Origin of the sequence: Crocinitomix catalasitica ATCC 23190 (assembly GCF_000621625.1) — a bacterium.
Classification (GTDB): Bacteria; Bacteroidota; Bacteroidia; order Flavobacteriales_D; family Crocinitomicaceae; genus Crocinitomix; species Crocinitomix catalasitica.
In genome coordinates, this window is record NZ_JHXV01000001.1 from 312,282 (window position 1) to 328,720 (window position 16,439).

Here is a 16,439-nt window from a genome sequence, read left to right on the forward strand (position 1 = left end):
AGAAAATAAAGTTAAGAAGATGTTTGAAAATTTGACCGATAAATTTGACAGGGCCTTTAAAGTTTTAAAAGGGCATGGACAAATTACTGAAATAAATGTAGCAGAAACGTTAAAAGAGGTGCGAAGAGCCCTATTGGATGCGGATGTTAACTTTAAAACAGCTAAAGATTTTACAAATACCGTAAAAGAAAAAGCAATAGGACAAAATGTGTTAACCACAATTTCTCCTGGTCAATTATTGACAAAGATTTGTCATGAAGAGTTGACCAACTTAATGGGGGGTGAACAAGAGGATGTAAACTATAAAGGAAGTCCAGGAATTATTTTAATGTCTGGATTGCAAGGTTCTGGTAAAACAACCTTCTCTGGTAAATTAGCCAATTGGCTGAAGAATAAACAGCGTAAGAATCCTCTTTTGGTGGCTTGTGATGTTTATCGTCCTGCTGCAATTGACCAATTACATGTATTGGGTGAACAACTAGGAGTAGAGGTTTATTCTAATCGTGAAGAAAAGAATCCTGTAAAGATTGCTGAAGCAGCAATTGTATATGCAAAAAGTAACGGCTTTAATGTTGTTATTATAGATACTGCTGGTCGTTTGGCTATTGATACGCAGATGATGGACGAGATTGCTGCTGTTAAAAAAGCAATCAATCCGACTGAAACATTATTCGTTGTTGATTCCATGACAGGTCAGGATGCTGTGAATACTGCAAAAGCATTTGACGAAAAAATTGATTTTAATGGTGTTGTATTAACCAAATTAGATGGTGATACACGTGGTGGAGCTGCCCTATCTATTAAGACAGTAGTGAATAAACCAATTAAGTTTGTTGGTACTGGTGAAAAAATGGATGCCTTAGATGTTTTCTATCCAAAAAGGATGGCGGATCGTATCTTGGGAATGGGAGATGTTGTTTCTTTAGTTGAAAAGGCTCAAGAACAATTTGACGAGAAGGAAGCAAAAAAGCTACAGAAAAAAATTGCTCAAAATAAATTTGATTTTGACGATTTCTATGCGCAATTGCAACAAATCAAAAAGATGGGTAATGTCAAAGACCTTATGGGAATGATTCCTGGGGTTGGCAAAGCAATGAAAGACGTAGATATTGACGATGATGCCTTTAAAGGTATTGAAGCAATTATTCAATCAATGACGGCTAAAGAGCGCGCAGAACCTAGCTTATTAAATGGATCGAGAAAAAATAGAATCGCAAAAGGTTCTGGTAGCTCTATTCAAGATGTCAATAAATTGATCAAACAATTCAGTGAGACCAAAAAAGTGATGCACTTAATGAGCAATAAAAAGAATATGGCGAATATGATGCGTCAAATGAAAGGTATGCGTGGGGGTGGACTTCCAGGAATGTAGTCGACATTAACTAAATATTCTTTAACTTACCGGATGCCTTTAAAATTAACCATACTCGGATCTGGTTCTGCAGTTCCAAATTTAAATAGGGGCGTATCGGCTCAGTATTTGAATTTTAATGAACGCCGAATTTTGATTGACTGTGGTGAAGGTACACAACTACAACTGCGCAAATTCAAAATTAAATTTCAAAGGCTTCAATATATTTTCATCTCTCATTTACACGGGGATCACTTTTTAGGAATTTTCGGTTTAATCTCCTCCATGAATTTATTGGGAAGAGATAATAAATTAACCATATTTGCCCCGGTTGGATTAGAAGAAATTATCCGACATCAATTTAAATTAACAGAAGTCTATTTAGGGTTCGAACTCGAATTTATTACTGTCGATCCAACTGAAAAAACTAAAATATTTGAGGATGATAAACTCAATATATACGCTTTTCCATTACAACATCGCATTCCTTGTAACGGCTTTTTATTCGAAGAGAAAGCAAAAGAACATAAGATTAGAAAAAGTGCAATTTCTAAATATAACCTCAGTCTTGTTGAGATTTTAGCCTTGAAGAAAGGACAAAATGTAATGCGTGATGAAATCACAATTAAGAATGAGGATTGTACTTTGCCTCCTGAAAAATCGTTGCAATTTGCCTACTGCTCAGACACGAAGTATTTACCGCGTTTAACCGATTGGATTGAAGGTGCGGATCTTTTGTATCACGAAGCTACTTTTTTAACTGCGCACAAGTCAAGAGCAAAAGCAACAGGTCATTCTACAGCTGCTCAAGCTGCTACGATAGCGAAGGATGCAAAGGTTGGGAAACTACTTCTAGGTCATTTTTCAGCACGTTATAAAGACACCGTAGAACTCCTAGCTGAAGCGATTGGGGTTTTTGACAATGTCGTTTGCGTTGAAGATGGCCAAGCTTTTAAATTATAACCGTTTACAAATTCTCGTAGAAGTCATCTGGAATATGATGGTTTTTAATTTATTTCGACTTATCTTTAAATCATGGGTCAATTAGCTCCTCTTTTTACAATATTGGCTGCAGCTGGAACAGTGATGCTGCTTGTAGGAATTATTATGTTGATCTTTCCGCCTAAAAATATTAACCATATCTACGGGTATCGCACAAAACAGTCAATGGAATCAGAAGAGAATTGGCAATTTGCTCAAACCTATTCTGCGAAATTAATGGTGATTCTAGGGGCCTCATATGTTATACTCGGTTTTGGTTCTTCATGGTTAGAATTATCAGAGACATTGAGTGGAATAATTTCAATTTCAATGGTGGTTTTAGGAGCCGTTTTATTGATTCTTAAAACGGAGTCAGAATTGAAAAAAAAGAACAAACATTCACGTGAATAAGCTTTGTAAGGAGATTTAGTTTTGAACGACCTATATTTAAATAATTCTATGCGCTTCTGCCTGTTTGTTTTATCCTTTTGCTTGTGTCAACCGCTGATAAGTCAGGTTGATAGTGCTAATGAACCGAATGATAGCATAGCTTCAGATACTTCTTACCAATCAAAAGAAGATTTTAATATCACCGCTTTCCCATTGGCCTTTTATTTGCCTGAAACGAGTCTTGCTTTTGGTGCTGTAGGAATCATGGTATTTAATGCGGGAGAATTTAAGACTTGGCGCAAATCCCAAATTCAATTGGGATTATCCTATACCTTAAAAAAACAATTCCTCCTTTTTATTCCTTACGAAGTCTATTTTAAACAAAACTGGAAATGGCACGGAGAATTAGGTTATTATCGATATTTCTATAATTATTTTGGTATTGGAATCGATGCTGAAAAAGACGATTTAGAAACGTTTGATGCTACTTATCCAAGAGTGATTTCTACTTTGGCTTATCGGCTAACCGATCATTTTTTGGCTGGAATTCAATATCGATTTGATAATTTTAAAATTCCACGGACTGATAGCTTATTAACTGCTCAAAATCCAACAGGAATTAAAGGCGGAATAATAAGTACGATTGGTTTGTCGCTTACTTATGACAGTCGTGATGATATTTTTTATCCAAGGAAAGGTCTGTTTGCCAATGCCGTTTATGAAGTGTCTGATCAGTATACTGGTTCTAATTTTGATTATTCATTGCTGCAATTTGATTTGAGCTATTATTATACCATCAAAGAAAAACATACCATCGCTGCTAATTTTTATTCAGGATTTACTTTCGGAGATGCACCATTTTTCACCCATTATTATTTGTCGTCAGGTAAAAGAGGGAGAGGGTTTAATGACCGTCGATTTATCGATAGAAATATCGAATTGCTACAAATCGAATATCGTTATCCTATATATAAACGTTTAAGAGGAGCGGCTTTTGTATCTTCAGGAACAGTGAGTCCAACTTTGAATGATCTTTTTAATACAAAACAAAAATTAAGTTATGGAGCAGGTTTGCGTTTTCAATTGAATAAAAAACAAATGAGTCATATACGAGCAGATGTCGCACATGCTAACGAAGGGTTCCAATTCTACATTACAATAGGTGAAGCGTTTTAAATTACTCCCCTAATAATTCTAAATATTTTGCACGAATGGCTTCGGTAGGTTCTCCTTTTCCATACATCTTAAAAGCGAAGTAATTCGCACGACTGACTTTTAACCAGGACCTACCATTGTATTTCCGTGTTGAAATAAGTATCGTTTTAGGAATTACAATTAAATATTTGTTTTGCATTAATTTCTCCAAAAGCGGATACTCTTCCATTATTTTGCAATCCTCATTATATCCGCCCAGGTCGTAATATGTTTTTTTATGGATAAATAAGGATTGATCTCCACCACGAGAGATCAGCCAATTAAATCGCGTGAAAAAGGCATTTAATTTAAGCATGAAAGGTCCCTGCTCAAATTGACTGCGGTATGTGGCTGCTTTATTCTTCTGCAATGCTGTAATACCATCTTCATAATAAGTAAGAGGTGGTAAAGTATCTGCGTGAACTAGATATAAATACTCATTTGTAGCTTGGGCAATACCATCTATTAATTGTACAGCTCTACAAGCTTTTGAATGAATGACTTGAACAGGTAATTCCGCTAAAATTTTTAAAGTATCATCTTTGCTACCTCCGTCAACCACTATAATTTCTAGTGCTTCGGAAGGAGCTGTAAGCAATCGTTTGATTAATCGTCCTATAGATGAAGCTTCGTTTAAAGTTGGTATGATAATGGATAGTTTCACCGTAATAATAGAAGAATTATGAGATTTAAAATTTATATATTTTTATTAATATTTCCATTAGGGATTTTGTCGCAAGCTCAAGAACATCTGGAGCATACACAGTGGACAAATCTACTAAAGAAATACGTTGATGCAAAAGGTAATGTGAATTATAAAGGATTTAAAAAGGATGAGGCCGCACTGGATAAATATTTGTCTATTTTAAGTAATAATCATCCCAATTCTACCTGGTCAAAAGATGATCAATTGGCGTTTTGGATTAATGCTTACAATGCTTTTACGATAAAGTTAATTGTGAAAAACTATCCAGTTCAATCTATTAAAGAATTGGGTGGAGGTATTTATAAAGTGAATACAGCATGGGATATTAAATTCATTAAAATTGGAGATGAAACGTATGACCTTAATAATATAGAACACGGAATCATTCGGAAGGATTTTAATGAACCTAGAATACATTTTGCAGTTAACTGTGCTTCTGAATCTTGCCCGCCACTGAGAAATGAAGCTTTTGTTGGAGCAAATCTAGAAAAACAACTGGCCGAACAATCTAGGAACTTTTTAAAGGATAAATCAAAGAATATTATTACCGCTGAAAAAGCACAATTATCAAAACTTTTTACTTGGTTTAAGGGCGATTTTACAGACAGATATGAATCAATTAATGCTTTTATCAATGAATATTCAAGCGTCAAAATATCGGACAATACAGAAATTTCATATTTAGATTATAGTTGGAAACTGAATGATTCGAAATAATATTACTATTCTCAGCTCGATTATTACCGTTTACTGCGATTTCTTATTGCAGTAAATTATAGGTTTTAGAGGGCGTCGGGCATAAGATATAACTTAAAATCTGGGGATTAATTCTACAAAAACTGCGTACTTGCTGCTCAGTTTTTTTTATGAAATTATATTTAATCAACTAGTATATAGTACTTTATTGTTTTTAGCCTGATTTTAGTTATCTATTAAATAAGTTAGGATAGTATTAAGAATCATTTATTAAATTAAAAAAAAACGAATATGAAATATCTAATATATGTTGCCAGTTTAGTCTTCTTATTTTCTTGTGCGCAGAATAAAGAATTAGCAACAGCAAATAAAGTTGATTTAGAAAAATATGCTGGTACTTGGTATGAAATTGCGCGCCTACCCAATAAATTTGAAACCAACTTGACATGTGTTACCGCCAATTATTCCTTAATGGAAGATGGTAAAGTACGTGTATTGAATAAAGGAATGGATTCAGAAACGAAAAGATGGGAAACAGCAGAAGGTTGGGCGAAAATTCCAAATAGCGACTATCCTGGTCAGTTAAAAGTAACATTCTTCTGGCCGTTTGCGGGTGATTATTATATCATGAATTTAGGTGAGAATTACGAATATGCAATGATAGGTTCACCATCAAGAGATTATTTCTGGATTTTATCACGTGATAAAACAATGGATAAAACACTTTATAACGACTTAATTCAATTGGCTAGTGAGAAAGGTTTTGATACAGGTAAGGTTAAAATAGTTGATCAAACTTGTGTAGAAAAGGAGTAAATCTATTTGCGATAGGTTAAATTGAAAAAAGCGCTAGTTTTGTAACCATGAATCTAAAATCATTGGTTACTGGAGGTGCAGGATTTATTGGATCTCATGTGGTTGATCAACTAATAGCAAATGGACATGAAGTGATCATCCTCGATGATTTGTCAGGTGGTGTAATTGATAATATAAATCCTGCTGCTATATTTTGCAAAGGGAGTATTACAGATGTTACCTTAGTGAATGAATTATTTAAGGAGTATAATTTCGATTATGTTTATCATTTAGCTGCTTATGCAGCAGAAGGCTTAAGTCATTTCATTCGAAAATTTAATTACGAAAACAATTTAATAGGCAGCATTAATCTAATTAATGTTGCCGTTAATTTTAATGTAAAGTGCTTTGTCTTTACATCTTCTATCGCTGTTTATGGACAAAATGAATTGCCTTATCACGAAGGACAATTTCCTAATCCTGAAGATCCTTATGGGATTGCAAAGTTTGCTGTGGAAATGGATCTTAAAAATGCAAAATCAATGTTTGGTTTAAACTCAATCATTTTTAGACCACATAACGTGTTTGGCGCAAGGCAAAATATTGGAGATAAATATCGCAATGTGGTAGGTATCTTCATGAATCAATTATTAAAAAATCAACCTTTATCAGTTTTTGGAGATGGAAATCAAAGTCGTGCTTTTACGGCCATTGATGATGTTGCTCCTTTTATTGCCAATGCAGTGAATATTGATGCTGCTTACAATAAGGTTTTTAATATTGGCAGTGACAATCCAATTACCATAATCGAATTGATAGCAGCGTTAAATAAAATTACTGGAATCAATGCGCAACCTAATTTTCTTGAAGCAAGAGAAGAGGTGGAACATGCGTATGCGAATCATAACCAGTTTAATGATCAGTTCGAACCGGGCAGCGTGACCCCTTTTTCGAAAGCATTATCAGAAATGTGGGAATGGGTCCAGAAAAACGGAGCAAAAGAAAGTCGTGAATTCGATAATATTGAAATACTTAAAGAATTGCCATCGGCATGGCGAAAATAAAATTTATGAAAGAACAAGCATTGGTGTCAATTATTCTAGCGGCTAAAGATACTGCGCCATTCCTCCGAGATTGTTTAGATTCTATTTTGAATCAGACGTATAAAAATTGGGAGTTACTGGCAATTAACGACCATTCAACTGATGGAACGAAAGAGATTATCGAGGAATATGCAGGCCTTGACAGTCGAATTATAGCATTGAATTCTGATACCCCGAAATTAATACCAACGCTACAATACGGATATAAATTCGCCAAAGGTGATTTAATCAATCGGATGGATTCGGATGATAAAATGCCGCACGATAAACTGGAGACACTTGTTGAAGCATGGATGCCTTATGGGAAAGGAACGGTAATAGCAGGAGGCACAGAGCATTTTGTAGATGAGGGAGAAGTAGGGGACGGCTTTTTGCGTTATGAAAAATGGTTGAATCACGTTGCTAAACATAGTCTACACAAGGATGAAATTTATAAAGAATGTGTAATTCCTTCGCATTCATGGATAATTCACAAAGATGATTTGGATTTAATTGATGCTTTTAATCCTTTGGTTTATCCAGAGGATTATGATTTATGCTTTAGAATGTATAAGCACAATTTAAATATCGTTGGAATAGATAAAGTATTACATTTTTGGCGCGATCGTGATAATAGAATTTCGAGAACCTGGGAGGAGTATAAAGATAACCGATATTTCGATATGAAAATGCGCTATTTTTATGAGATAGACCGTGATCCTACACGACCTTTGGTTTTGTGGGGTGGTGGAAGAAATGGGAAGGATATGGCCAAAATAATTCTAGAAAACGAAATGGAATTTATATGGGTTTGTGATAGTGAGCGGAAAATTGGTAAAGACATTTATGGTATACGCATGCAACATTTCGATGTTGTAAAAGAAATCGAAAATCCACAGATCATGATTGTTGTATCATCACCAGATGGGAAAAAAGAAATTCAAAATGAAATTGATGCTTTAGGTAAAATTCCCCGAAAAGATTATTGGTTTTTTATATAGTATTGGTATTCAGTTGTTAGTGTTGGGTTTTTGGATTTTGGCTTGATGTTTGTTTAATGGAATTGTATATCGATAAGACGAACGAAAATTAAATTGAAATGAAACTGTTTCTCGCTCGTCTTAAACATATTATAAAATATTTATTAATAAATTAAAACCAAATTAAATTATGAAACGTTCTATTTTATCACTTCTATTCATCGCAGCGGGTTTAATGAGTTTTGCTCAAGAAACAACGGATACTGAATTTGTATCTGATCATTACATTGTCAACAATACAAGCGCAAATATTGAAGTTGTTGTTGACAAGTCAAATAAAAAAGTAACACCAATTCCTCCAGCGCAAACTTTTGTTATTGCTCCTGGTGAAGAAGTGAAAGTTTCGTCAATTTCATGGAAAGGTCAGTTTAGAGTTCCAAATGCGATGTATATTATTACAATTAAAAATGTTGAAGGAATTAAAGATCCTAATGTTTCAAAGAACTGGGAGTTAACGAAGATAGACGAAACGCATGGCAAATATGTATATGCGTATGACGGAAAACCACAAGCAACGAAATAATATAATTCGTACATAGTTATTTTGACCTCAACTTTAATTAGTTGAGGTCTTTTTTTTAATAATGCTCAAAATTTACTTTTTGAAGCAAGGAATGACAGCTTTTCAATAATAGATAGAGTATTTTTGTATACAAGATTACTTTAAACTTGGTGGTTTGATTATTAATCTGTTATTTTAAGGAAAATTATTTTTGAATGAGGATTACAGCGAGAAGACTGAATAATGAATATTTATTCGAGGCGAAAGGAGAATCGGGAGTGCCGGTTTTAATGGATAATACGGATAGTGTAACTGTTAAAGGTGCCAGTCCAATGGAAATGCTTTTGATGGGGGTTGCGGGATGTAATGCTATCGATATTATAATGATTTTGAAAAATCAAAAACTAGAGGTAGAGGATTATACTGTTGAGGTGATTGGTAATACTGTTCCACTTGCAACAAGTACTAAACTCGAATCGATGGTATTGAAAATTGATATTTTAGGAGACATTCCTGAAAAGAACCTCGTTCGTGCTGCTTCATTGAGTTTTGAAAAATATTGTTCTGTAGCGCTAACCTTAAGAGAATCAGTAGAGATTACTTATTCTCTGCATTTAAACGGGAAAGAAATTGCACACTAGTATATGCCAGACACTAATCCACAAGCCAATAATTTTTTGCATGGTGTCAAATTAGCTGATATCGTAGAGGAATTAGTTGAAGAATATGGTTGGGAAGAATTGGGAGAACGTATTAATATTCGTTGTTTTAATTTTGATCCTTCAATTAAATCAAGTCTTAAATTTTTAAGAAGGACACCTTGGGCGAGAAACAAAGTAGAACGATTGTATATTGATACTTTTAAACCTTAATTTATATTTTCTTTTCTCCTTTTTTAAATCATTGATTCATAGGTTTTTTTTGGTAAATTTATAATGCTTAAAAACATTAAATTATGGCATCTATAAAAAATTACGAGACATCTTCAGAAGCGATTAACGATTTGAATAAATGCGGTTATACAAGTGATTTTAATCTAAAAGCAGATGATAATTGTATTTTCTGTGCGCAGTCAAAGATTCAAATTAATCATGAAGATTTTGAAATCGATGAATTTTATCGATTCTATGGAGCCTCAGATCCTGCTGATGAAGTTGCTGTCTACGCTATTTCTTCTGAAAAATATAACTTGAAAGGTGTATTGGTGGATAGTTATGGCGCTTATGCGAGTAAAGGTGTAACGGAAATCATTAAAAAATTAGACTTCCATAAATTTTAGATAAAATAAAATGAAACGATTAATTACATTTCAAGTCTTATTCGTATTGTTAACCTTTCGTTTATCAGGTGTAGGTTTTGCTACAGCCCAAGTTGCAACGCAAGTAGATATTCCGATTGTTTTCACAAAATCTCATCTTAAACTCATTAAAAAACAATTAAAAGATTTACCGGTTGGAACTGAATTGTCCATAGTCATTGTGACCGATAGTGTCAGTTATTATTTAGGGGTAAGAAAAGGTGAAAAGAAGGTTTCTTATGTTAATAATCACGAGAAAGCTTTTGAAATAGGATCGATTACTAAAGTATTTACTTCGACTATTTTGTCGCATTATATTTCAATTGATAGTCTTAATCAAAATGCGCTTATCAATCCTTATTTTAATTTCCAATTTAAAGATGAAACGGAAATAAGTTTTTTGTCCTTATCGAATCATACATCGGGTTTGCCTAGATTGCCCAATAGTTTCAGTCCTGCCAATCCTTTAGATCCTTATCTCACATATAATACTGACGATTTTGATGCTTATTTGAGATTAGATGTAGTTGTAAAGGATTCCTTATCAAATTATGCCTATTCTAATATTGGTGCAGCACTTTTGGGTTATAGTTTAACTAAAGTAGGAAGCGCGAGCTATGATGAATTATTGAATGATATTATTCTGAAACCGTTAAAAATGAATAATACAGTCGTAAATCGGGAAAAATTAAATGTGGCTTTAGTTCAAGGCTTGGACGCAAATGGAGCGGCTTTTGCTGGGTGGAATTTTGATGCGTATGCACCAGCTGGGGCAATTTTATCTACTACTAGCGACTTAAGTAAGTTTTTATTGGGGCATTTTTATGGATCAAATAAAGCTTTTATTCTTTCTAGAAAGGAAACAATTAATATTAGTGAGGACCTAAGTGTCGGGTATGGATGGCATATCTTAAAGAACAAAGGAGTTGATAAATTATATTGGCACAATGGTGGCACAGGAGGTTATACATCATCAATGGCAATGGACCTTCAAAGCAAGAATGGTATTGTGATTTTGTCGAATGTTTCCGCATTCAGCGAAAACTCATACCTCATAGATGATTTAAATTTTAAATTATTCGAATTATTTAGAAACAATTAAAAGCCTTGACGCGTTAAAACATTTATTGAATGAAATTAAATCTAGTAATTATGTATCGTTTTGTACTTGTTTTCTTGTTGCTTTGTCCGAGTATCTTGTTGGCTCAAAAAACAAAATTACAAGTCGATAAATACGATGACTACCGTGTAGAATATCATGTGCTTAAAAGTAATAAATATATGAAGCAAGGTGGGTATCAAAAGTTCAGTACTGATGATGTTTTGATGAGCTCAGGTCAATACAATGAGGGTAAAAGAGACGGTGTATGGACTTTTTATAATGAGCAAGGGGATACAAGTACGGTTGGTGCCTATGATGCAGGTTTGAAAAAAGGGGAATGGAGTTATTATGGCTCAACTGGATTAATAGAAGAGGTATATGATTTTACAAAAAGGGAACTGACTTATTATGATCCTTTAGCGGATACAGTCACAGAAACTATTATTGTAAATGGGGAGAGAAAACGCGTGAATTTATCGTGGCCGGCTGTTTATAAAACGGGTGAAGATGGCATGTGGGACGATATCCAAAATATTTCTGAATATCCAGAGGAGGCCAGGCAAAAAGGAATCGTTGGAGTAGTTGAGGTAACTTTTACGGTAAGTAAACAAGGGAATATTAAAAATGTCGCTGTCACTAAAAGGGCGCATACCTTATTGGATGATGAGGCAATTCGTGTTATTTATGCCTTGCCAAAAAAATGGTTTCCAGCTAAATTTGAAGGGGAACCTGTAGATGTACTCTTTAAAGTCGAACTCAGCTTTATCTAAATTAAAGGGGAAAAAAGCTCCAATAAAGTATATACTAACCTTTATTGAAGCATTTTTATTTATTTTTTCTTCGCGCTTTTTTTCTTTGAGTCAGCCTTCTTCTTGTCTGTAGACTTTTTCTTAGTAGCTGCTTTCTTCTTGTCAGCTGCTTTCTTCTTAGCCGCTTTTTTCTTAGCGTCAGCCTTTTTCTTGTCAGCCGCTTTCTTTTTTGCTGCAGCCTTCTTTTTAGCCGCTGCTTTTTTCTTTGCGTCTAATTTTTTCTTGTCTGTAGCTCTCATCTTTGCTGCAGCTTTTTTCTTATCTGCCGCTTTCTTAGTCGTTGCTTTTTTCTTTGCTGGTGTTTTATCAGTTTTCTTACTCATATTGAATTTTTTTAAATCGGTACTAAAGAGCTTTGTGCTAGTCGTTCCTGAATGCAAAGTTAAACGATTTTAACGCTAACATTAAGTAAGTGTTAGGTTATGCTTGTATTATCAATTTATTAACGAGTTCTATATCGTTGTTGTATAGTGCTTTATGTTTTGGTTTAAGATTGCAATGCGCTAATATGAACTTAATATTAAGACAAAGTTAATCATGCGTCTTGCTAACCGCTTATTGGTTCATGTCGAATTATACGTTATGTTTTTTAAAATATTGAATTGTTATTTTTTTTTATGACGAACATGTTTATTTATTCGACGAGTGGTGTATTTATTTCGATTAACATTGCTTTTTTCTAATTTTAACCTATATTTGTGCCAGTTGAACCCCCCTACTCAACTACAATAAATTACAAATTGCTATTTTAACTTTTGATTTGTGGTATGTTTTTAAATAAACCTCTTAGTCTAAATCATTGTTCTTTTAGAATAATTTGATTTAGACTAAGAACCACATTTTCAAAATAGAACACAAATCATTATTTATTTAGCTTTTAATAGAAAAATAAATAAATGAAAAAAATTCTTCTGTGTATTGCCCTGGTAAGCAATTTCGCATTTTCTCAAAATGACAAATCGTCTGATTCAAAAGGGACTGTAGGTATAAATCCTGAATACAGTTACAAAATGTTAGAACCTGTATACGATCTCAGGAAAGTTGAGGTCTTCATGGATCAACGTGCAGCAGGTGCTTTAGATAATAAATCTTTAACAATCGGCGCATCAATAATTTCAATCGGTGATTATCAAAAATCTAATATTGATTCGAAATTTGCTTACCTCATGCGTCATCCAACTTCTAGTAATCAAATTGGAAAAGAGGTTAGTGAGGCAGCTTTACATTCGTTTCAATTAGCATTTACAGCTGTGATTAATAATTGGATGGCAGGATATGCTGAGATTCTTTACAATCCAGAACAAAGTTTTGGAACAGGAACAATAACTGACTTGAATAGAAATCAGTTACAATTGAGGAAAGGGTACGTTTTAATTGGCGATTTAAATGCTTTCCCACTTTATGGTGCAATCGGTAAAATGGATGCTCCTTTTGGTCAAATGGGCGGTATCAATCCTTTTACAAATACGTCTACTTGGCATGCATTCGCCGGTTTATGTTATGGTGCGCAAATTTCATTTAAAAAATGGGATATTCATGCAACTGTAATGGCTGCTCAAGGTGGTTCGCAATTCCGTGCCATGTTCACTCCAGTAGGTGACTCAACTAATGTTCCTTCGATGGTGAATAATTTTACAGCTGATTTAAATTATACCGTTCACTTTGGTGAAAATTTTCATTTGAATTTTGGTGCCTCTTATATGCATGGTACTGCCTATAGTCACGATTTTCCAGTACAACATTTTCAGGCAACAAGCAATAGAAATCCTGCTTATACTTTTTACGGAAATCTTAAATACAAAGAAAGATTCGAATTAAGAGGTGGCTATGTTAAAACACTTGAAGTTTGGGAAGGGACACATAATCCAACACCACCACTTGATATATATGCCGCATCAAAAGTGTCGTCTTATGATGCGGGAGGAAAGATTAATTTTAACCTAGATGGTAAAGCCGTTTTTGCACTTTCGGGTGAGTTTTCGAATTTTACAGCAGGACCAGATGGAGCGCCATGGCAAAGACAAAATCAATACATTCTTGGTTTTTCAGCAATGGTCAACAAGTCTTGTAAAATATTTTTAGAAGGATTCAGAACTGAAGGGTATGTGCCTTTGAATTGGATAAGTGGTAGTGATCCTTTTGCACCGTTTCCTCCAGGGACAACACATAGTTCAAGAGATGCTATTAGTCATGGCATAGTTATTGGAGCTATGATTGATATCTAAGGTTTTTTAGATTAATATTGATTCAAAATAAAAATAACCGCTGTACATTAATTTGTTTGGCGGTTATTTTTTTGTCTACCTTTAAAATTGAATTGATTGCGCTATGGAAAAACCCAGGTTAATAAGATTGACGGCTATTCTGACTCTTCTACAGTCTAAAAATCTTGTCACAGCTAGAGAAATCGCCGAAAAACATGATATAAGTATTCGAACGGTTTATAGAGATATTCGAACACTAGAGCAGTCAGGCATTCCTATTGTTACCGAAGAAGGGAAAGGATATGCGCTTTTAGAAGGGTATAATTTACCACCAGTAATGTTCACCGAACAAGAGGCAAACGCACTCATTACAGCGCAATTATTGGTTGATAATAATAAAGATGATTCGCTCATCGCTAAGTATAGTGATGCGGTTAATAAAATTAAATCGGTACTCAATTATTCGCTCAAAGATCGGGTGGAATTTCTATCTGAACGCATGGAAATTCGAACATACGAAAATACTGCGAATCAAAGTAATTACCTCATTCAAATTCAATCGGCGATTACTAATTATACTTGTGTCGACCTGCTTTATAATTCGCTTGAAAATAAGGTGACAAAACGAATTGTAGAACCTTTTGCGCTCATTCAAACAAAGGACCAATGGGTGATGATTGCACATTGCCAATTGAGAAATGATTTTAGAGCTTTTAGATTAGATCGAATGCAAGAATTAATTATTTTGAATGTGAAATTCCGACCGCATGAACTGAGTTTAAAAGAATATTATCAGAAATATTTTTAACCCCTGACATACCTTTGACATACCTCTGTTGTAGTTTTGACCCAACATTAAAAATAAAAGGATGAAAAAGGTGAAATTAGAATCGAAAAAAATTATTGGAATCGCTGTGAGAACAACGAACGAAAACGCGCAAGCCGCAACTGATATAGGTATGCTTTGGGAACAATTGATGGCTCAAAATATTGTGGAGCAAATCCCGAATAAAGTTTCAAATGCTATTTACTCTGTTTATACCGATTATGAAAGTGATTATACAAAACCATATACTGTAATTTTAGGTTGTGAAGTAACTGATTTAACAGAAATGCCAGAAGGAATGGTAAGCTTAACAATTGCCGAAGCAAATGCCGCTATGTTCACTGTAGAAGGTAAATTGTCTGACAATATTGTCTACAAAGGATGGGAAAATATCTGGTCGATGGATTTAGATAGAATTTACGTTGCAGACTATGAAGTTTATGACGAACGTACAACGAACCCAGATCAAGCAGAAGTTGATATATTTATCGGTATTAAATAATAAACATGAGGGAAATAGATAATTTTTACCTGAGTAAGGATGAGCCGAATAAAAGTTGTCTCATCGCATTGAGGACAATCATCATGAATTATTCAGTTGAATTTACACCAGGATGGAAGTATAAATTACCCTGTTTTCTGCATCAAAAAAAAATATTTTGTTACCTCTGGATCGATAAAGAAACGGGGCACCCTTATATTTCAGTAAATAAAGGTGTGCATATCAATCACCCAGCATTATATGTGGGAGATCGAAAAAACTTTGCCCTTTTGTTTATCGATCCTAATGAGGATATTCCCGTTGACACCATCTACGAAATATTTGATTTAGCCATGGAATTCTATAAAACTTAAAAAGTGTAGCGCAAAGAGATACCTGCTCTATTGGCTGGATTGTAATTAAATCCTCCATTGAAATTATACATAATCGATGGGCGCAAATCAATAGACAATAGCAAAGGAACATTAAGGACGTTAAAGTCATATTCTAAACCAATTTGCGGACCGAATGATAGGACATTATTGAATGTCTGAGGTCCATCTATTGGATTGATATGTTGTGCAGAATAGTTTATACCGACACCTACATACCAATTAAAACCTCCTTTTATATTCCATACATGGTTGTAATAAATACTTCCAGTACCACCAAGTTGACTGTAATTTTTACTCAATGCCCCGTTTGCGTTTAAACTGAAATCAAGTCGATCTGCTTTGCCTAATCCCAACTGATAGGCTATTGACATATTCCGAAAAGGATCAAGTCCTGTTGTCCGAACACCAAGCGTGTGTTTATGAACTTGTGCAAACGAATGATAATTGCACCCAAATAAAAATAGACTGATGACTACTAAATTTTTCATATGAATTGTTTTTATATTATTACTGATACGTATGGGCTTGATCGATTACTACAGCGGAATTTTAGTTTTAAAGTTTTTTAACAAAATGGATCGTTTACCT

The 16,439-nt window shown here is 34.2% G+C and carries 21 protein-coding genes; 18 read left to right on the forward strand and 3 right to left on the reverse strand.

Features of this window, described 5'->3' with window-relative positions:
• Positions 1-19 precede the first annotated feature (19 nt).
• The 4 genes from ffh to T367_RS0101600 all read left to right on the forward strand — a co-directional run bounded on the left by ffh (position 20) and on the right by T367_RS0101600 (position 3,898).
• The gene (gene ffh / locus T367_RS0101585; protein WP_027418274.1) at positions 20-1,372 is read left to right on the forward strand and encodes a signal recognition particle protein; all 1,353 of its coding nucleotides are present in this window, start codon (positions 20-22) and stop codon (positions 1,370-1,372) included.
• A 33-nt stretch (positions 1,373-1,405) separates the two neighbouring features.
• Positions 1,406-2,314: a ribonuclease Z gene (locus tag T367_RS0101590; protein ID WP_027418275.1), complete on the forward strand. Its 909-nt coding sequence runs from the start codon at positions 1,406-1,408 to the stop codon at positions 2,312-2,314.
• 72 nt (positions 2,315-2,386) lie between these two features.
• Positions 2,387-2,743 (forward strand): SdpI family protein, encoded by a 357-nt coding sequence (locus tag T367_RS0101595; RefSeq protein ID WP_027418276.1) that lies wholly within the window; start codon positions 2,387-2,389, stop codon positions 2,741-2,743.
• Between the two features lie 48 nt (positions 2,744-2,791).
• Positions 2,792-3,898: a BamA/TamA family outer membrane protein gene (locus T367_RS0101600; protein ID WP_084274267.1), complete on the forward strand. Its 1,107-nt coding sequence runs from the start codon at positions 2,792-2,794 to the stop codon at positions 3,896-3,898.
• Between the two features lies 1 nt (position 3,899).
• Here T367_RS0101600 and T367_RS0101605 read toward each other — a convergent pair whose 3' ends face one another.
• On the reverse strand, positions 3,900-4,580 hold the full coding sequence (locus tag T367_RS0101605) for a TIGR04283 family arsenosugar biosynthesis glycosyltransferase (RefSeq protein ID WP_027418278.1): 681 nt from the start codon (positions 4,578-4,580) through the stop codon (positions 3,900-3,902).
• An 18-nt stretch (positions 4,581-4,598) separates the two neighbouring features.
• Between T367_RS0101605 and T367_RS0101610 the strand changes: the two genes are divergently transcribed.
• The 10 genes from T367_RS0101610 to T367_RS23540 all read left to right on the forward strand — a co-directional run bounded on the left by T367_RS0101610 (position 4,599) and on the right by T367_RS23540 (position 11,906).
• Entirely contained in the window at positions 4,599-5,339 is a 741-nt protein-coding gene (locus T367_RS0101610; protein WP_035842017.1) for a DUF547 domain-containing protein, read from the forward strand.
• A gap of 270 nt (positions 5,340-5,609) precedes the next feature.
• On the forward strand, positions 5,610-6,134 hold the full coding sequence (locus T367_RS0101615) for a lipocalin family protein (RefSeq protein WP_027418280.1): 525 nt from the start codon (positions 5,610-5,612) through the stop codon (positions 6,132-6,134).
• Positions 6,135-6,181: 47 nt separating this feature from the next.
• Positions 6,182-7,177, forward strand: a complete 996-nt coding sequence (locus tag T367_RS0101620; protein WP_027418281.1) for an NAD-dependent epimerase/dehydratase family protein — start codon at positions 6,182-6,184, stop codon at positions 7,175-7,177.
• Positions 7,165-8,196 carry a glycosyltransferase family 2 protein gene (locus T367_RS0101625; protein ID WP_245593009.1) on the forward strand — a complete coding sequence of 344 codons (1,032 nt, stop codon included), beginning with the start codon at positions 7,165-7,167 and terminating at the stop codon, positions 8,194-8,196. Before T367_RS0101620 ends, T367_RS0101625 begins: the two co-directional genes overlap by 13 nt.
• A gap of 169 nt (positions 8,197-8,365) precedes the next feature.
• Complete coding sequence (locus tag T367_RS0101630; protein ID WP_027418283.1) at positions 8,366-8,758, forward strand: hypothetical protein; 393 nt, start codon at positions 8,366-8,368, stop codon at positions 8,756-8,758.
• A 194-nt stretch (positions 8,759-8,952) separates the two neighbouring features.
• Positions 8,953-9,378 carry an OsmC family protein gene (locus tag T367_RS0101635; RefSeq protein ID WP_027418284.1) on the forward strand — a complete coding sequence of 142 codons (426 nt, stop codon included), beginning with the start codon at positions 8,953-8,955 and terminating at the stop codon, positions 9,376-9,378.
• Positions 9,379-9,381: 3 nt separating this feature from the next.
• The gene (locus tag T367_RS0101640; RefSeq protein WP_027418285.1) at positions 9,382-9,609 is read left to right on the forward strand and encodes a VF530 family protein; all 228 of its coding nucleotides are present in this window, start codon (positions 9,382-9,384) and stop codon (positions 9,607-9,609) included.
• 83 nt (positions 9,610-9,692) lie between these two features.
• On the forward strand, positions 9,693-10,016 hold the full coding sequence (locus T367_RS0101645; RefSeq protein ID WP_245593010.1) for a phosphoribosylpyrophosphate synthetase: 324 nt from the start codon (positions 9,693-9,695) through the stop codon (positions 10,014-10,016).
• Between the two features lie 10 nt (positions 10,017-10,026).
• Positions 10,027-11,136: a serine hydrolase domain-containing protein gene (locus T367_RS0101650; protein ID WP_027418287.1), complete on the forward strand. Its 1,110-nt coding sequence runs from the start codon at positions 10,027-10,029 to the stop codon at positions 11,134-11,136.
• Positions 11,137-11,165: 29 nt separating this feature from the next.
• Positions 11,166-11,906, forward strand: coding sequence for an energy transducer TonB (locus T367_RS23540; RefSeq protein ID WP_084274269.1), 741 nt, complete (start codon positions 11,166-11,168; stop codon positions 11,904-11,906).
• Between the two features lie 59 nt (positions 11,907-11,965).
• Here the strand turns inward: T367_RS23540 and T367_RS0101660 are convergent, their stop codons facing one another.
• Entirely contained in the window at positions 11,966-12,268 is a 303-nt protein-coding gene (locus tag T367_RS0101660) for a hypothetical protein (protein WP_027418288.1), read from the reverse strand.
• Between the two features lie 573 nt (positions 12,269-12,841).
• On the opposite strand from T367_RS0101660, the gene T367_RS21005 reads away from it, so the two are divergent.
• From T367_RS21005 to T367_RS0101680, 4 genes are all read left to right on the forward strand, one after another.
• Positions 12,842-14,170 carry a hypothetical protein gene (locus tag T367_RS21005; RefSeq protein WP_051568279.1) on the forward strand — a complete coding sequence of 443 codons (1,329 nt, stop codon included), beginning with the start codon at positions 12,842-12,844 and terminating at the stop codon, positions 14,168-14,170.
• Between the two features lie 103 nt (positions 14,171-14,273).
• Positions 14,274-14,957: a helix-turn-helix transcriptional regulator gene (locus T367_RS21010; RefSeq protein ID WP_035842020.1), complete on the forward strand. Its 684-nt coding sequence runs from the start codon at positions 14,274-14,276 to the stop codon at positions 14,955-14,957.
• A 61-nt stretch (positions 14,958-15,018) separates the two neighbouring features.
• Positions 15,019-15,477 (forward strand): GyrI-like domain-containing protein, encoded by a 459-nt coding sequence (locus T367_RS0101675; protein WP_027418289.1) that lies wholly within the window; start codon positions 15,019-15,021, stop codon positions 15,475-15,477.
• A 5-nt stretch (positions 15,478-15,482) separates the two neighbouring features.
• Positions 15,483-15,830 carry a DUF1801 domain-containing protein gene (locus tag T367_RS0101680; protein WP_035842023.1) on the forward strand — a complete coding sequence of 116 codons (348 nt, stop codon included), beginning with the start codon at positions 15,483-15,485 and terminating at the stop codon, positions 15,828-15,830.
• Here T367_RS0101680 and T367_RS0101685 read toward each other — a convergent pair.
• Entirely contained in the window at positions 15,827-16,339 is a 513-nt protein-coding gene (locus tag T367_RS0101685) for a hypothetical protein (protein WP_157454085.1), read from the reverse strand. The two genes, T367_RS0101680 and T367_RS0101685, sit on opposite strands and share 4 nt — an antisense overlap.
• Positions 16,340-16,439 lie beyond the last annotated feature (100 nt).

Excerpts from the sequence above, each read along its gene's own strand:
- T367_RS0101595 (WP_027418276.1), top strand. The coding sequence starts at position 2,387 with ATGGGTCAATTAGCTCCTCTTTTTACAATATTGGCTGCAGCTGGAACA.
- T367_RS0101635 (WP_027418284.1), top strand. The coding sequence starts at position 8,953 with ATGAGGATTACAGCGAGAAGACTGAATAATGAATATTTATTCGAGGCG.
- T367_RS0101600 (WP_084274267.1), top strand. The coding sequence starts at position 2,792 with ATGCGCTTCTGCCTGTTTGTTTTATCCTTTTGCTTGTGTCAACCGCTG.
- T367_RS23540 (WP_084274269.1), top strand. The coding sequence starts at position 11,166 with ATGAAATTAAATCTAGTAATTATGTATCGTTTTGTACTTGTTTTCTTG.
- T367_RS0101645 (WP_245593010.1), top strand. The coding sequence starts at position 9,693 with ATGGCATCTATAAAAAATTACGAGACATCTTCAGAAGCGATTAACGAT.
- T367_RS0101615 (WP_027418280.1), top strand. The coding sequence starts at position 5,610 with ATGAAATATCTAATATATGTTGCCAGTTTAGTCTTCTTATTTTCTTGT.
- T367_RS21010 (WP_035842020.1), top strand. The coding sequence starts at position 14,274 with ATGGAAAAACCCAGGTTAATAAGATTGACGGCTATTCTGACTCTTCTA.
- T367_RS0101650 (WP_027418287.1), top strand. The coding sequence starts at position 10,027 with ATGAAACGATTAATTACATTTCAAGTCTTATTCGTATTGTTAACCTTT.
- T367_RS0101685 (WP_157454085.1), bottom strand. The coding sequence starts at position 16,339 with ATGAAAAATTTAGTAGTCATCAGTCTATTTTTATTTGGGTGCAATTAT.
- T367_RS0101630 (WP_027418283.1), top strand. The coding sequence starts at position 8,366 with ATGAAACGTTCTATTTTATCACTTCTATTCATCGCAGCGGGTTTAATG.
- T367_RS0101660 (WP_027418288.1), bottom strand. The coding sequence starts at position 12,268 with ATGAGTAAGAAAACTGATAAAACACCAGCAAAGAAAAAAGCAACGACT.
- T367_RS0101675 (WP_027418289.1), top strand. The coding sequence starts at position 15,019 with ATGAAAAAGGTGAAATTAGAATCGAAAAAAATTATTGGAATCGCTGTG.
- T367_RS0101620 (WP_027418281.1), top strand. The coding sequence starts at position 6,182 with ATGAATCTAAAATCATTGGTTACTGGAGGTGCAGGATTTATTGGATCT.
- T367_RS0101640 (WP_027418285.1), top strand. The coding sequence starts at position 9,382 with ATGCCAGACACTAATCCACAAGCCAATAATTTTTTGCATGGTGTCAAA.
- T367_RS0101680 (WP_035842023.1), top strand. The coding sequence starts at position 15,483 with ATGAGGGAAATAGATAATTTTTACCTGAGTAAGGATGAGCCGAATAAA.
- ffh (WP_027418274.1), top strand. The coding sequence starts at position 20 with ATGTTTGAAAATTTGACCGATAAATTTGACAGGGCCTTTAAAGTTTTA.
- T367_RS0101590 (WP_027418275.1), top strand. The coding sequence starts at position 1,406 with ATGCCTTTAAAATTAACCATACTCGGATCTGGTTCTGCAGTTCCAAAT.
- T367_RS0101625 (WP_245593009.1), top strand. The coding sequence starts at position 7,165 with ATGGCGAAAATAAAATTTATGAAAGAACAAGCATTGGTGTCAATTATT.
- T367_RS0101610 (WP_035842017.1), top strand. The coding sequence starts at position 4,599 with ATGAGATTTAAAATTTATATATTTTTATTAATATTTCCATTAGGGATT.
- T367_RS21005 (WP_051568279.1), top strand. The coding sequence starts at position 12,842 with ATGAAAAAAATTCTTCTGTGTATTGCCCTGGTAAGCAATTTCGCATTT.